This is a genomic window from Brevibacterium sp. Lmc1 (genome assembly GCF_057654315.1).
The window spans coordinates 2,243,519-2,258,430 of record NZ_CM172803.1; the positions used below are offsets into that span (position 1 = coordinate 2,243,519).

The following is a 14,912-nucleotide window of genomic DNA, read 5'->3' on the forward strand; positions in this document are numbered from 1 at the left end:
GAACCGATGCTGCGTCCCGACGTGTCCCTGACCGCTCACACCTCCCCTGAGGAGATCGACACGCTGCTCGGGCAGCTGCGCACGCCGGGGTCCGGGGGTGAGCTGGCCGAGAGGATGGGAATCGAGTTCGTCGAGCTCGCTCACGATCATGTCGTGGCCACCGCTCCGGTCGTCGGCAATCGGCAGCCGATGGGTCTCTTCCACGGAGGCGGCCACGTCGTTCTCGCCGAATCCCTGGCGTCGATGCATTCGTATCTGCTCTCCGGCGGTAAGAACGTCGTCGGGGTCGATCTCAACGCCACTCACCTGCGTGCCGCGCGAGAGGGCGAGGTGACCGGTCGCGCCGAGGTGCTCCACCAGGGACGCACGATCGTCTCCCATGAGGTCAAGATGACCGACGAGGCGGGGCGCCTGCTCTCGATCGTGCGGATCACGAATATGATCCTGAAGACCGAGCCGAAGGGCTGAGGCACAGCGCCTCCTCGGCGAAAGTCCACAGCGAAAGCAGAGGGCCGGCGAATCCATCTCGGGATTCGCCGGCCCTCTCGGGTTCCGGATCCGGACCGTGGCCGGTCCGGGAGGTGATTACTTCTTCGTGCCGATCTGCTTGAGCACGGTCTCAGCGACCTCGCGCATCGTCAGGCGACGGTCCATCGAGGTCTTCTGGATCCAGCGGAAGGCTTCGGGCTCACTCAGACCCATGGAGGTCTGCAGCAGGCTCTTGGCGCGCTCGACGAGCTTGCGGGTCTCGAAGCGTTCGGTGAGATCGGAGATCTCGGACTCGAGCGAGCTGATCTCGGCATGACGCGAGAGCGCGATCTCCAGGGCCGGGATGAGGTCGGCCGAGGTGAACGGCTTGACGACATAGGCCATGGCACCCGCATCGCGGGCTCGCTCGACGAGCTCCTTCTGCGAGAAGGCGGTGAGCAGCACGACCGGCGCGATGCGAGCCCTGGCGATGCGCTCGGCGGCGGAGATTCCGTCGAGGATGGGCATCTTGATGTCCATGACGACGAGGTCCGGGCGCAGCTCCTCAGCCAGGCGGATGGCGGATTCGCCGTCCGCCGCCTCACCGACGACGTCATAGCCGACCTCGCGGAGCATTTCTACGATATCGAGACGAATCACGGCCTCGTCTTCGGCCACGACTACGCGGCGGACCGGCACGGACTCATCTGAAGTTGATTCTTCGCTGTTTGAAAGCACGGCACCAGTCTAGACCAGGCGCTCAGCGTCATGGCCAGCGGACCCGGAAGTTTATTCTGTGAGGGTGGCCACGGGCGGTGACGGTGGCCACCGGAGGGCATCCTCGGCGGGTGGCGATTGTGCAATCGGTCCGCGCGCGCAGTAGAATCGTCCCCGTTGCACAGGCGGTCCTGACAGGACAGCTCGCAACGCGCCGGATTGGCGGAATCGGTAGACGCGGTGCACTCAAAATGCATTGTCGAAAGACGTGCGGGTTCGAGTCCCGCATCCGGTACGGACGAAGGCACTGTCGAACGTGATGTCGACAGTGCCTTCTGTGTTTCCCGGGAAGCGATGGACGACCGAAATTCAGCGGGCCGCGCGCAGGTCGAGGGAGTACAGCAGCGTGTCGTAACGCTTCTCCCCCACCGCCACGAAGTCCGGGAGTCGTCCGTATCGGGTGAAGCCGAGGGATTCATAGAGGCCGATGGCGGCCGCATTGTCTCCGCGCAGGTCGAGAGTGACCACTTCCGTGCCGTGACGACTCGCCGCCCGAATGAGCGCCTCCATCAGCTTCCTGCCCGCGCCCTGACCTTGGGCGTCCGGGGCGACGGCCACCTTTTCGATGTCGACATGCGGGCGGAACGTCGGGCGAGTGTACCGATTCCAGTACGCGAAGCCGGTGACCTCGGTTCCGGTGCGAGCGATTGCCGCAGCGGAGTCCCCGGCGTCAGTCCCGGCGGCCAGGCGGCCGACGAGATCCGCGATCTCCTCGACAGACGGAGCTGAGACCCAGCCGAGAGCGGCACCTGCATCGACGAGGTGGCCGAGCAGCGATGTCACCTGCAGGACATCGTGCTCGGCCACCCCCTCGGCGGGGATGAGATCAACTCTGACTGCGGGCGTCCTCGGTGCGGGTCTCGTCGACATCTGCGTCCTCCTCGGTCGGAACGTAGCCGTTGATGCGCGGGGCATCGTAGCGTTCGACGTCCAGGATCTCATGCCGCTTGGCCACGATGGCCGGGACGAGTGCCTGACCGGAGACGTTGAGCGCGGTGCGGCCCATGTCCACGATCGGCTCGATGGCCAGCAGGAGTCCGACGCCCTCGAGGGGCAGACCCAGGGTCGACAGGGTCAGGGTGAGCATCACGGTCGCACCTGTCGTGCCGGCCGTTGCGGCCGAGCCGATGACGGCGACGAAGATGATGAGCAGGTACTGGATGAGGGAGAGATCGATGCCGAAGAACTGGGCGACGAACACGGCGGCAATGGCCGGATAGATCGCAGCGCAGCCGTCCATCTTCGTCGTCGCACCGAAGGGCACGGCGAAGGCGGCGTAGGAGTGGGGCACCCCGAAGTTGTCGGTGGCGACCTTCTGCGTCACGGGCATGGTGCCGATCGACGACCGGGAGACGAAGCCCATCTGAGTGGCCGGCCAGACTCCGGAGAAGTACTGGCGCACCGACAGTCCATTGGCGCGAGCCAGGGCCGGATAGACGATGAAGAAGACGATCGCGAGGCCGATGTAGACGGCGACGACGAACCACAGCAGCGAGCCCATCGTCGACCAGCCGTAGGAGTTCACTGCGTTGCCGATGAGGCCGAGCGTACCGATCGGGGCGATGCGCACGATCCACCAGACGACCTTCTGGACCACGGCCAGGGCCGCCTCGGTGAACTGGAGGAACGGCTCTGCGGCCTTGCCGACCTTGACCGCGGCGATGCCGATGGCACCGGAGACGATGATGAGCTGGAGGATGTTGAAGTTGACCTCGGAGGTCATGACTCCGGCGTCATCGGGTGCGGTGGCCACCTCGAGCCCGAGGAAGTTCACCGGGATCAGTCCGGTGAGGAAGCCCAGCCAGCTGCCCTGGGAGTCGGGTGCACCGGCGTTGAGCGAAGCGGCATCGGCGTGGGCGCCGGGCTGTATGACGATGCCGATGATGAGTCCGAGGACGACGGCGATGAGAGCGGTGAGGGCGAACCACAGCAGGGTCGACATCGCCAGCCTGGCGGCGTTGGTGACCTTGCGCAGGTTGCCGATGCTCGCGATGATCGCGGTGATGACCAGTGGGACGACGGCGGCCTTGAGCAGTGTGACATACGACGAGCCGATGGTGTCCAGGGTCTGGCCGAGCCAGTTGTCAGCGGTGTCGCTGACCGGTCCCCATGAGCGGGCGATGAGCCCGAGGATGACACCGGCGACGAGTGCGATGGTCACCTGCACTCCGAAGGACTTGCTCCACGCGGGCAGTCTCATTGAATTCCTCTCCTAGCGGGTCCTCCCCTGGCAGATCCGCAGGGAGGATTAGGCAACAGAGAGCACAACTGTTGAGCAATCCGCAAAATTCCCCGGCCACCTGTGATCTGTCTCGCAGTTTGGAATCGGTCCACGCTCGGCCCCGGATACAGAGACGCCGGCGGCGCCCGCCCCGTGATCATGGGGCAGGTGCCGCCGGCGTTTGAGCCTCGTAGCGGTCAGTGGCGGGGCGAGTGGCCCTCGCGCACGATCGGCACTTCACGGGTGATCGGCGCTTCGGCCACGACTCCGTATCCGGCCAGCGGGTCCTCCTCGGAATCCGAGGCATCCTGATAGGCGGCCGTCACACCCTTGGCGGCATCACCGATGGTGTGGATGCGCAGGGCGTTCGTCGAACCGGGGATCCCGGGAGGCGAACCGGCCACGAGGATGCTCTGATCGCCTTCGCGGGCGGTGCCGTCCGCGAGCAGAACGGCGTCGACCTGACGCGCCATCTGGTCGGTGTGGCGCACGGTCTTCACGAGGTACGGGCGCACTCCCCAGGTCAGCGCCAGCTGGTGGCGGACCTGCGGGTCGGGCGTGAAGCCGAGGATGGGCCAAGCAGGGCGCAGCCGCGACATGCGCCGCACAGAGTCGCCGGTCTGTGAGAAGGTGCACAGGAGGTCGATATCGAGCTGCTCAGCAATCTGCACGGCGGCGGCGGTGACGGCTCCGCCCTTCGTGTGCGGGACGGTGCCCAGTGCCGGGATCCGCTCGAGACCGTGCTCTTCGGTGGAGCCGATGATCCGGCTCATCGTCCGGATCGCCTCGACCCAGTGCGCACCGACCGAGGTCTCACCGGAGAGCATGAGCGCATCGGCGCCGTCGAGGACGGCGTTCGCGCAGTCGCTGGCCTCGGCGCGGGTGGGCCGCGGCGCATCGATCATCGTCTCGAGCATCTGCGTGGCAACGATGACGGGCTTGGCCTGCTGGCGGGCGATCTCAACGGCCCGCTTCTGCACGATCGGCACCTGTTCGAGCGGCAGTTCGACGCCGAGGTCGCCGCGGGCGACCATGATTCCGTCGAAGGCATCGATGACCTCATCGAGCTGGTCGACGGCCTGCGGCTTCTCGAGCTTGGCGATGACCGGAGCCGTGATGCCGACCTCGTCCATGACCGCGCGCACATCGTTCATGTCCTCGGGGCTGCGGACGAAAGACAGGGCCACCCAGTCGAAGCCGAGCTGAAGCCCCCATTTGAGATCGTCGACGTCCTTCTCCGACAGGGCGGGGACGGAGACCGGGACGCCGGGGAGGTTGATGCCCTTGTGGTTGGAGATGGTTCCGCCGATCTCGACCTCGGTGACCACATCGGTGTCGGTCACCTCGGTGGCGCGCAGGCGCAGGCGCCCGTCGTCGATGAGCAGCGGATCGCCCACGGAGACGTCTTCGGCCAGGGTCGGCAGGGTCGTGGATACGAGCTCTGCGGTACCGGGGACGTCACGGCTGGTGATGGTGAAGGTGGCCCCTTCGACGAGCTCTTCCTTCCCGTTGGCGAAGGTGCCCACGCGGATCTTCGGACCCTGCAGGTCCAACAGGACGGCGACGGGGCGTCCGGTGTCGAGGGCCGCCTGGCGGACCCAGGCGAACTTCTCTTCGTGCTCTTCTCGTTTTCCGTGGCTCAGATTGAATCGGGCGACATCGACGCCCTCATCGACGAGCTCGCGGATCTCTTCATAGGAGTTCTGGTTCGGACCTAAAGTTGCGACTATCTTTGCACGCCTCATACGCTCCACCCTACCTAAAGTCTCAGCGGGCGGTTTCCACCGCTCTACGCTGGTCACGGGCGGTGAGAGTGCGGCACTTCGCTGTGCCGCCCCACCGCCCTTTCTCAATCTCTGACATGCATTATCTTAGCATTTGAACCCTTCGTCGGTGGGCCGCACGGGTGCCGGCAGTCGCGTCGACCCGGTCAGGAACCGGTCGACTTCCGCGGCCGCGGCACGGCCTTCCGCAATGGCCCAGACGATGAGCGACTGTCCGCGTCCGGCATCGCCGGCGACGAATACTCCCGGCTGCGCCGTATAGTCCTCGGCCCGATCGAATGCCCCACCGGCACCGGCTTCCAGATCGATCTGCGCGGTCTCCGGTCCGCTGAATCCCAGTGCCAGCAGCACGAGATCAGCCGGGATGACGTGCTCGGTTCCCGGTGTCGGGATGCGGCGGCCGTCGGCGAACTGCGTCTGTGCGACTTCGATTCCGCACACCTTGCCCGAGTCGTCTCCGACGAACCGCGTCGTCGAGGCCAGATACCGCCTGGTTCCGCCCTCCTCGTGTGAGGATTGGACCTCGAAGATCCGCGGCACCGTCGGCCACGGCGAGTCGGCACCGCGGTCGACCGGCGGCTGGGCGCCGATGGCCAGTGTCGTCACCGAGGCGGCTCCCTGGCGCAGAGCCGTTCCCAGGCAGTCCGCTCCGGTGTCGCCGCCGCCGATGATGACGACGTGCTTGCCGGCCGCATCGATGAACGGTGCCGAGTCTGCCGCCGAGGCCGCGTCGGACGCCTGTGCCCGGTTGGACGGCACGAGGTAGTCCATCGCGAATTCGATTCCGTCCAGTCCGCGCCCGGACAGCTCCATATCGCGCGGCACGGTGGCTCCGGTCGCCACCAGCACCGCGTCGAAGCGAGTCTGCAGTGCGGCGAAGTCGATGTCGCGGCCGATCTCGACTCCGGTTTCGAACCGAGTGCCTTCGGCACGCATCTGGGTCAGGCGGCGGTCGATATGGTGCTTCTCGAGTTTGAAGTCCGGGATGCCGTAGCGCAGCAGTCCGCCGAGGCGGTCCTCGCGTTCGAAGACGACGACCGTGTGCCCGGCTCGGGTCAGCTGCTGAGCGGCGGCGAGTCCGGCCGGTCCGGAGCCGATGACGGCGACGGTGTGCCCGGTGATCCGGTCGGGGACGACGGGGGTGATGAGTCCGGCGGCGAATCCGTCGTCGACGATGGAGACTTCGACCTGTTTGATCGTCACGGCGGGTTGGTTGATGCCGAGCACGCAGGCGTTCTCACACGGTGCCGGGCAGGCCCGGCCGGTGAATTCGGGGAAGTTGTTCGTCGCGTGGAGCAGTTCCACGGCGCGGGAGAGCTCCCCGCGATACATGGCGTCGTTGAACTCCGGAATGAGGTTGCCCAGCGGACATCCTTGGTGGCAGAAGGGCACTCCGCAGTCCATGCAGCGAGAAGCCTGTCGGCGCAGCTGTGCCGGATCACCCTTTTCGTAGACCTCGGAGTAGTCCATGAGCCGGATCGGCACGGGCCTGCGGGCAGGGAGTTCGCGTTCGGTGGTGGTGAGGAATCCTCGCGGATCAGCCATGTGCGGCCTCCAGAATGGTCTGCCAGGTGTTCTCGGAATCGGCAGTTTCGCCGCTGTTCTCGAGCTCTTCCTGGATGTCTTTGATTCGCGCATAGGCGACGGGAATGATCTTGGTGAAACGGGACAGGATGTCCTGCCCGCGGTCGAGTCCGGCCAGCAGTTCGCCGGCCAGCGGAGAACCGGTCGCCGCGACATGGTCGCTGAGCAGTCTCTGCAGGATCGGCACATCGGAGTCGCCGATGCCGCCGAATCTGAAGACGCCCGCGGCTCGTTCCTTCGGGTTGAGTCGACTGGGATTGAAGTCGAGGACGAAGGCCGTGCCTCCGGACATTCCGGCCGCGAAGTTGCGTCCGGTGGGTCCGAGGATGACCGCCACTCCCCCGGTCATGTATTCGAGTCCGTGGTCTCCGATGCCTTCGACGACGGCTTCGACGCCCGAGTTGCGCACGAGGAATCTCTCGCCGACCGTACCGGACAGGAATATCGACCCGGACGTCGCACCGTAGCCGATGACGTTGCCGGCGATGACGTTGTGTTCCGGTCGGGTGGAGTTCTCCGGGCGAGGCGCGACGCTGATCGTACCGCCCGACAGTCCCTTCCCGACGTAGTCATTGGCGTCGCCGCGCAGATCGATGCTCACACCGCGCGGCATGAAGGCGCCCAGGGACTGACCGGCCGTGCCGTTCAGGGACACCCGCACGGTTCCCGAGGGCAGCCCGTCCGCGCCGTGGGCCTGAGTCACTCGGTGGCCCAGCAGGGTGCCGACCGACCGGTCCGTATTCTCCACCTCGGCGTTCAGGTGCACCGGGGAACCGGCAGCGACAGCCGCTCCTGCCTGCTCCAGCAGTCGAACGTCGAGTTCGCCCGCGAAGTCACGTGGTGTGCGCGCCTGGCTCACCCTCGCCGAGGCGGGAGCGCCGTCGAGATCGGTCGGAACCGTCAGGATCGGTGTCAGGTCGAGATCCAGTCCCGAGGCGGCCGCCCGATCTGCGTCGATACGCAGACGTTCGACGGCGCCGATCGCCTCGTCGAGGCTGCGCAGTCCCAGCTGTGCGAGGTAGCCGCGGACCTCCTCGGCAATGAAGGTGAAGAAGTTCACTACATGGTCGGCCTGACCGTGGAACCGTTCGCGCAGCTTCGGGTTCTGCGTGGCCACGCCGACCGGGCAGGTGTCCTGGTGGCAGACCCGCATCATGATGCATCCGGAGACGACGAGGGCGGTGGTGGCGAAGCCGAATTCCTCGGCCCCGAGCAGGGCGGCGATGATGACGTCGCGGCCGGTCTTCAGCTGCCCGTCGACCTGGACGCTGATCCGCTCGCGCAGACCGTTGAGCACAAGGGTCTGCTGGGCTTCTGCCAGTCCGAGCTCCCACGGGGTTCCGGCGTGTTTGAGCGAGTTGAGCGGGCTGGCACCCGTGCCCCCGTCATGGCCGGAGATGAGCACGACATCGGCTCCGGCTTTCGCCACTCCGGCGGCCACCGTGCCGACTCCGATTCCGGAGACGAGTTTGACGTGGACGCGGGCAGCCGCATTGGCCCGACCGAGGTCGTGGATGAGCTGAGCGAGGTCTTCGATGGAATAGATGTCGTGATGCGGAGGCGGCGAGATGAGACCGACTCCGGGAGTGGCGTGGCGGGTCTTCGCGATCCACGGGTACACCTTCTCCCCCGGCAGCTGACCGCCTTCGCCGGGTTTGGCACCTTGGGCCATCTTGATCTGCAGGTCGTCGGCGGCGGTGAGGTAGTGGCTGGTGACGCCGAACCGACCGGAGGCGATCTGCTTGATCGCCGACCGACGCTCCGGGTCGAGCAGGCGCTCGGTGTCCTCGCCGCCCTCGCCCGTATTCGACTTTCCGCCGATCCGGTTCATCGCGATCGCCAGCGTCTCGTGCGCTTCGGCCGACAGCGAGCCGTAGCTCATGGCCCCGGTGGAGAACCGGCGCATGATGGCTTCGGCGGGTTCGACCTCGGAGATGTCGATCGGACCCGATTCGGTCGGGACCAGGTCGAAGAGCCCGCGCAGAGTCATCAGCTCGGCGGACTGTTCGTCGACGGCACGCGTGTACTGCCGGAAGATGTCAAAACGACCGGTGGCCGTCGAGTGCTGCAGTTTGAAGATCGTCTCCGGGTTGAACAGGTGCCCCGGGCCTTCCCTCCGCCACTGGAATTCTCCGCCGACGAGCAGGTTCCGGTGCGCCGGACGCGGATGGTCCTCACGATAGGCATCGGCGTGCCGCGCCGTCGTCTCGGCCGCGATGTCGTCCAGCGTCTTGCCGCCGAGCTGATGCGGGGTCGAGGTGAAGTGCTCATCGATGACCGAATCCGCCAGTCCGAGAGCCTCGAAGGTCTGCGCCCCGTGGTAGGACTGGACGGTCGAGATGCCCATCTTCGACATGATCTTCAGCAGGCCCTTATTCAGCGCCGTGAGCACATTGGCCACGGCCGCCTCGGCACTGATGCCTCGGATCCGTTCGGACCTGACAAGATCCTCGGCCGATTCCATGAGCAGGTACGGGTTGACCGCCGAGGCTCCGAAGGACACGAGCGTGGCCGCATGGTGGACCTCGCGGACGTCTCCGGCCTCGACGATGATGCTCACCTGGGTGCGGCTGCGCTCGCGGACGAGGTGGTGGTGCAGTGCCGAGGTGAGAAGCAGCGACGGGATCGGCGCATATTCCGAGTTCGACTCCCGATCCGTGAGGATGAGGAACACGGCGCCGTCGGCGACCGCGGCGCTCGCCTCCGCGCAGAGGTCGGCGAGGCGAGAAGCCATCGCGTCCTCACCGGCGCCGACCGGGTACAGACCCGACAGCGTCACCGAGGGGCGGGTGATTCCCTCGCCGAGGTGGCTGCCGGACAGGTGCGCGATCGCCGTGAGCTCGTCGTTGTCGATCACCGGCCGCTCGAGCAGGATATGTGCGGAGTCCGGCCCGGTGGAGCACAGCAGGTTGCCTTCGCGGCCGATTCCGGCCGACATGCTCGTGACGATGTCCTCGCGGATGGAGTCCAGCGGCGGGTTCGTCACTTGGGCGAAGTTCTGGTGGAAGTGGTCGAAGAGCAGCCGGGGGCGGGTACTCAGCGCCGCGATCGCGGTGTCGCTGCCCATCGCGCCCAGCGGCTCGGCCCCAGTTTCGGCCATCGGGGCGATGAGCACACGCAGCTCTTCCTCCGTGTATCCGAAGGTCCGCTGTCGTCTCCGAACCGAGGCGCCGGGGTGGCTGACGTGGACGCGGGTCGGCAGTTCGGCCAGTCGGGTGGCCGAGGCGTCGACCCATTCCCGGTAGGGATGTTCGGTGGCGAGGCTGTTCTTGATCTCCGTGTCGGAGATGATGCGTCCGGCCTCCACATCGACGAGGAACATCCTGCCGGGGGTCAGTCGTCCGCGGGCGGTGACTTCGGCTTCGGGCAGGTCGACGACTCCGGCTTCGCTGGCGAGCACGACGGTGTCCTCGGTCATGATGTACCGGGCCGGGCGCAGGCCGTTGCGGTCGAGCACGGCTCCGGCGAGTCGGCCGTCGGTGAAGGCGACGCAGGCCGGCCCGTCCCAGGGCTCCATGAGCAGCGAGTGGTATTCGTAGAAGGCCCGCCGCTCCTCGGACATGGCCGGGTTGTTCTCCCAGGCTTCGGGAATCATCATCAGCATGGCCTGCGGCAGCGACCGCCCGGAGGCGACCATGAGTTCGAGGACCGAGTTGAAAGAGGCGGAGTCCGAGGCTCCGGCAGGAATGATCGGGAAGATCCGCTCGAGTCCCTTGGACGTCCCTGCGACCGGAGATTCGAGGAGGTCGCTGGCCAGGGCGGATTCGCGTGCCTGCATCCAGTTCCGGTTGCCGCGCACCGTGTTGATCTCGCCGTTGTGGGCGATCGTGCCGAACGGCTGTGCCAGCTGCCAGGAGGGAAAGGTGTTCGTGGAGAACCGGGAGTGGACGAGAGCGATCGCCGAGGTGAGGCGTTCGTCACCGAGTTCGGTGAAGAAGCGGTCGAGCTGGGCGGTGGAGAGCATTCCTTTGAACGTCAGCGTCGTCGGCGACAGCGACGGGAAGTAGAGGCCGGCGTTGTCGAGTCGCTTCCGCACGATGAACGCCCGGCGAGCGAGATCGTTCTCATCACGGGCGGGATGGTTCTCATCACAGCCGAAGAACACGTAGCGCATGGCCGGCATGGTCTCGGCGGCGATCCGACCGAGCACTCCGGGGTCGACAGCCGCGGATTCCACGTGGAGGACCTGCAGTCCTTCTTCCGCGGCGATCCTGGACACGAGTGCGTCCTGGTCGACGCCTGCGGCGTCAACGCTGAAATCGGGCTGCGTCTCCTTGGTCAGCGGAGCGTTGGCGGCGTTGAGATCGGCGGCGTAGTCCTGAGCGAAGAAGCCGATGCCCATGGCATAGCTGCCCGGCGCCGGAAGAGAGATTCCGGATTCGCCGAGAACGGCGGCGAAATAGTCGTGCGGGATCTGGATGGTCAGTCCGGCACCGTCTCCGGTCCCATCGTCGGAACCGATTCCGCCGCGGTGTTCGAGCCTGCGCAGAGCGTCGAGGGCCTGGGTGATGACCGTGTGGTCGGCTCCGCCCCTGTAACGGGCGATGAGGGCCAGACCGCAGTTGTCGTGTTCGAGCGCCGGATCGTAGAGCCCGATGCGGCCAGGTGGGGCCGTGGTCTTGGGGGTCGACTGAGCGCTGTGGTTCATATACTGCCTTCTCGGTGTTGTGTGCTTCCCGAAAAGACGGCGCTGTCCTCTGCGGTTTGGACGAGTCCGGAAAGGGTGTCCCCGGACCCGGCTGTGAGATGACTCTCACAGCCGGAGTATCAACTTACACCATGTGCAATTTGAGAGAAAGCAGAAAAAGGAACGAAGTGCGAACCTATTTGTCTTGAGTATCGGACGTTCGAGGGTCTGCGTCGTGCGCTGCGGGGGCTGACTTCCCGCGCACATCCGGCACGATCGAGATCGCCGAGGTGACCGCCCCGAAGAATCCGAAGCTGTGGCGACCGCTGAGATCGATTCCGGATTCGTCCTCGGGCTCCGAGTCGTCCGGGTCGGCGCCAGTCGTGGTGCTGTCCCCTGTCGCAGACGCCGCATCGTCGACGTCTGCACGGCGCGCAGAAGCATCGGCAGTCAAGTCGGAAGCCGAGGCGGGGGACGCTGTCACGGTCGAGCGCCGTGATGTCGGTGCCCCGCCTCCGTCGTGACCGTGCTGATCGTCCGGATCGGCCACCCGCGCTACCGAAGGCAACGGGGCTCCGGAGGCGGCGGCCGCCTCGGCGATATTGGGTGCATTGATCTCAAAGGTGTGCTTTCCGCGGCGATGGCGGCGCAGCAGGGTCCGGGACCCGTGCATGTAGACACCGGTCTCATAGGTGCGGTGACGCAGTCGGGAGACGATGAGCCAGCCGAGGCCGATGAGCAGGGCGAGGATGGCCGTCCACACGTTGAACGGCAGTCCGAACAGCAGGCGCGCGTCCTCGGCGGCGGGGGTGCCGATCCGCAGGGCCTCGAGCAGAATGCGGCCGAGGCCGAACAGGCACAGATACAGGGCGAAGACCTGTCCGTAGCCGAGCCGGAGGCGTTTGGACACGATGATGAGCACAACACAGGCGATGAGGTTCCACGCCGATTCGGTGAGCACCGTGACCAGTTCGAGGCGACCATCGAACCAGTCGCTGAAGGCTCCGGCGACGTGGCCGAGGATGAGCCCCGGTGCGACCGAGTCGAGCAGTGGTCGGAACCTGATGCCTTGGATGCGAGTGAGCACCCAGACGGAGAGGAAGCCGAGGATGGTGGCGCCCCAGAAGCTGAATCCGCCGTCCCAGACCGCCAGCGCCCGCAGCGGGCTGCCGTCGGGGCCGAAGTAGGTGTCCGGCGCCGAGAGCAGATGTCCGAGGCGTCCGCCGATAATTGCTGCAGGCAGACCGACGACCGTGATGGCCCACAGGTCTCCCTTATGGCCGCCGCGGGCGCGCCATTGGATGCCTGTCATCCACAGCGCGAGTCCGATGCCGAGGACGGTGAAGACGACCCATGCCGGGCTGAAGCTCATGCACACCCTTCTGCGAGCTCGGCGGCGAGTCGACCGACTCCGGCCACTCCTTCGGAGTCCAGCGCCCGAACGAGGGCGGAGCCGACGATGACGCCGTCGGCGTATTCGGCGACCTCGGCCGCCTGTTCGCGGTTCGACACGCCGAGGCCGACGCAGGCGCGTTCGGCTCCGGCTTCCTTCAGCCGGGCGACGAGATCGCGGGCATGGTTGTCGACTTCGGAGCGGACGCCGGTGACGCCCATGGTCGAGGCGGCGTAGACGAATCCGGAGCTGTGCTCGACGATTCGGGCCAGGCGCTCGGGTGTCGACGAGGGTGCGGCGAGGAAGATGCGGTCGAGGTCGTGCTTCTCCGAGGCGGCCAGCCACGGTGCCGCCTCATCGGGGATGAGGTCGGGGGTGACGATTCCGCTGCCTCCGGCCGAGGCGAGGTCGCGGGCGAAGCTGTCGATGCCGTACTGGAGCACGAGGTTCCAGTAGCTCATGACGACGGCGGTGCCGCCGGCTTCGGCGATGGCTTCGACTGCGGTGAAGACATCGGAGGTGCGCACACCGTTGTCCAGTGCGGCCTCACCGGCGCGCTGGATGACGGGTCCGTCCATTCCGGGGTCGGAGTACGGCAGACCGACCTCGATGATGTCGACGCCGTTGCGGACGAGTTCGACCATCGCCTCTGTCGAACCGGCCACCGTCGGGAAGCCGACGGGCAGGTAGGCGATGAGTGCGGCCTTGCGGCCCGCTTCGGCGACGGCGTCGAGGGTGGTTCCTGTGCGTGGACCTGAGTGCGTCATACCTGCACCGCTCCTTCGTCGATGTAGTCGAACCATTTCGCGGCGGTCGTCATATCCTTGTCGCCGCGGCCGGAGAGATTGACCAGCAGGACCGCGTCGGGTCCGAGCTCACGGCCGATGCGCATGGCTCCGGCCAGGGCGTGGGCGGATTCGATGGCGGGGATGATGCCCTCCGTGCGGGAGAGCAGTCGCATGGCCTCCATCGCCTCCTCGTCGACGACGGGTTCGTACGTCACGCGCCCGGTGTCGTGGAGGTGGGAGTGCTCGGGGCCGACCGATGGGTAGTCGAGTCCGGCGGAGACCGAGTGGGAGGCCTGCGTCTGACCGTCGTCATCCTGGAGGATGTAGGTGGCGGAGCCGTGGAGGACACCGGGGCGTCCGCCGGAGAACCGGGCGGCGTGATGGCCGGAGTCGATTCCTTCGCCGCCGGCTTCGAAGCCGAAGATCTTCACGTCCGCGTCGCCGAGGAAGGCGGCGAAGAGTCCCATCGCGTTCGATCCGCCGCCGACGCAGGCGCAGACGGCGTCGGGCAGGCGACCGGCCATGTCCTGGATCTGTTCGCGGGCTTCGACCCCGATGACGTTCTGGAAGGAGCGGACCATGGCCGGGAACGGGTGGGGACCGGCGACCGTGCCGATGACGTAGTGCGTGTCGTCGACGTTGGCCACCCAGTCGCGCATGGCTTCGTTCATCGCGTCCTTGAGAGTGCGGGTGCCGTTGGTCACGGCGTTGACCGTGGCTCCGAGCAGACGCATGCGTGCGACATTGAGGGCCTGGCGCTGAGTGTCCTCCTCGCCCATGTAGACCACGCAGGACATGTCGAGCAGGGCCGCGGCGGTCGCCGTGGCGACTCCGTGCTGTCCGGCTCCGGTCTCGGCGATGAGACGGGTCTTGCCCATCCGCTTGGCCAGCAGAGCCTGCGCCAGGGCGTTGTTGATCTTGTGGCTGCCCGTGTGGTTGAGGTCTTCGCGTTTGAGGAACACTCGAGCACCGCCGCAGTGCTCGGCGAAGCGAGTGGCCTCGGTGAGCAGAGAGGGCCGGCCGATGTAGCTGCGCTGCAGGGTGAGGAGTTCGTCGGTGAAGGCCGGATCCACCTGGGATTTGCGCCAGGTCTCTTCGATCTCGTCGAGTGCCGGGATCAGCGCCTCGGGGATGAACCTGCCTCCGAACTCGCCGAAGTACGGTCCGGTCTCCTCGCTCAAATCGGTCATTGCGGTCCTTCTCGATCTCCTCGTGGCGCCGAACTGCGGGGCGGAGAGACTCCGCCTCATCGGACGCCGGAATGGGTGCA

10 protein-coding genes and 1 tRNA gene are annotated in these 14,912 nt (G+C 66.5%); 2 read left to right on the forward strand and 9 right to left on the reverse strand.

The genetic code is table 11. The features are described 5' to 3' along the window. Positions 1 to 6 precede the first annotated feature (6 nt). Positions 7 to 468 (forward strand): PaaI family thioesterase, encoded by a 462-nt coding sequence (locus AC239G_RS10090; protein WP_487488777.1) that lies wholly within the window; start codon positions 7 to 9, stop codon positions 466 to 468. A gap of 117 nt (positions 469 to 585) precedes the next feature. Here the strand turns inward: AC239G_RS10090 and AC239G_RS10095 are convergent, their stop codons facing one another. Further along, the gene (locus tag AC239G_RS10095; protein ID WP_373284070.1) at positions 586 to 1,206 is read right to left on the reverse strand and encodes an ANTAR domain-containing response regulator; all 621 of its coding nucleotides are present in this window, start codon (positions 1,204 to 1,206) and stop codon (positions 586 to 588) included. A 192-nt stretch (positions 1,207 to 1,398) separates the two neighbouring features. Here AC239G_RS10095 and AC239G_RS10100 point away from each other — a divergent pair. Next, a tRNA-Leu gene (locus AC239G_RS10100) sits at positions 1,399 to 1,480 on the forward strand. 74 nt (positions 1,481 to 1,554) lie between these two features. Here AC239G_RS10100 and AC239G_RS10105 read toward each other — a convergent pair. From AC239G_RS10105 to trpB, 8 genes are all read right to left on the reverse strand, one after another. Next, positions 1,555 to 2,115: a GNAT family N-acetyltransferase gene (locus AC239G_RS10105; protein ID WP_180345521.1), complete on the reverse strand. Its 561-nt coding sequence runs from the start codon at positions 2,113 to 2,115 to the stop codon at positions 1,555 to 1,557. Continuing rightward, positions 2,072 to 3,445, reverse strand: coding sequence for a dicarboxylate/amino acid:cation symporter (locus tag AC239G_RS10110; protein WP_139467306.1), 1,374 nt, complete (start codon positions 3,443 to 3,445; stop codon positions 2,072 to 2,074). The genes AC239G_RS10105 and AC239G_RS10110 overlap by 44 nt, the downstream gene beginning before the upstream one ends. 218 nt (positions 3,446 to 3,663) lie before the next feature. After that, the gene (gene pyk / locus AC239G_RS10115; protein WP_139467307.1) at positions 3,664 to 5,211 is read right to left on the reverse strand and encodes a pyruvate kinase; all 1,548 of its coding nucleotides are present in this window, start codon (positions 5,209 to 5,211) and stop codon (positions 3,664 to 3,666) included. A 126-nt stretch (positions 5,212 to 5,337) separates the two neighbouring features. Continuing rightward, positions 5,338 to 6,795, reverse strand: coding sequence for a glutamate synthase subunit beta (locus tag AC239G_RS10120; protein WP_139467308.1), 1,458 nt, complete (start codon positions 6,793 to 6,795; stop codon positions 5,338 to 5,340). Continuing rightward, positions 6,788 to 11,482: a glutamate synthase large subunit gene (gltB, locus tag AC239G_RS10125; protein ID WP_487488778.1), complete on the reverse strand. Its 4,695-nt coding sequence runs from the start codon at positions 11,480 to 11,482 to the stop codon at positions 6,788 to 6,790. Before gltB ends, AC239G_RS10120 begins: the two co-directional genes overlap by 8 nt. Before the next feature lie 175 nt (positions 11,483 to 11,657). Further along, positions 11,658 to 12,833, reverse strand: coding sequence for a prolipoprotein diacylglyceryl transferase (locus tag AC239G_RS10130; protein WP_487488779.1), 1,176 nt, complete (start codon positions 12,831 to 12,833; stop codon positions 11,658 to 11,660). Next, entirely contained in the window at positions 12,830 to 13,621 is a 792-nt protein-coding gene (gene trpA / locus AC239G_RS10135) for a tryptophan synthase subunit alpha (RefSeq protein WP_139467311.1), read from the reverse strand. Before trpA ends, AC239G_RS10130 begins: the two co-directional genes overlap by 4 nt. Next, on the reverse strand, positions 13,618 to 14,832 hold the full coding sequence (gene trpB, locus AC239G_RS10140) for a tryptophan synthase subunit beta (protein WP_139467312.1): 1,215 nt from the start codon (positions 14,830 to 14,832) through the stop codon (positions 13,618 to 13,620). Before trpB ends, trpA begins: the two co-directional genes overlap by 4 nt. Between the last annotated feature and the right edge of the window lie 80 nt (positions 14,833 to 14,912).

Bases quoted from the DNA above. Each gene is read 5' to 3' on its own strand.
- AC239G_RS10090 (WP_487488777.1), top strand. From the start codon at position 7: ATGCTGCGTCCCGACGTGTCCCTGACCGCTCACACCTCCCCTGAGGAG.
- AC239G_RS10105 (WP_180345521.1), bottom strand. From the start codon at position 2,115: ATGTCGACGAGACCCGCACCGAGGACGCCCGCAGTCAGAGTTGATCTC.
- AC239G_RS10110 (WP_139467306.1), bottom strand. From the start codon at position 3,445: ATGAGACTGCCCGCGTGGAGCAAGTCCTTCGGAGTGCAGGTGACCATC.
- pyk (WP_139467307.1), bottom strand. From the start codon at position 5,211: ATGAGGCGTGCAAAGATAGTCGCAACTTTAGGTCCGAACCAGAACTCC.
- AC239G_RS10120 (WP_139467308.1), bottom strand. From the start codon at position 6,795: ATGGCTGATCCGCGAGGATTCCTCACCACCACCGAACGCGAACTCCCT.
- gltB (WP_487488778.1), bottom strand. From the start codon at position 11,482: ATGAACCACAGCGCTCAGTCGACCCCCAAGACCACGGCCCCACCTGGC.
- AC239G_RS10130 (WP_487488779.1), bottom strand. From the start codon at position 12,833: ATGAGCTTCAGCCCGGCATGGGTCGTCTTCACCGTCCTCGGCATCGGA.
- trpA (WP_139467311.1), bottom strand. From the start codon at position 13,621: ATGACGCACTCAGGTCCACGCACAGGAACCACCCTCGACGCCGTCGCC.
- trpB (WP_139467312.1), bottom strand. From the start codon at position 14,832: ATGACCGATTTGAGCGAGGAGACCGGACCGTACTTCGGCGAGTTCGGA.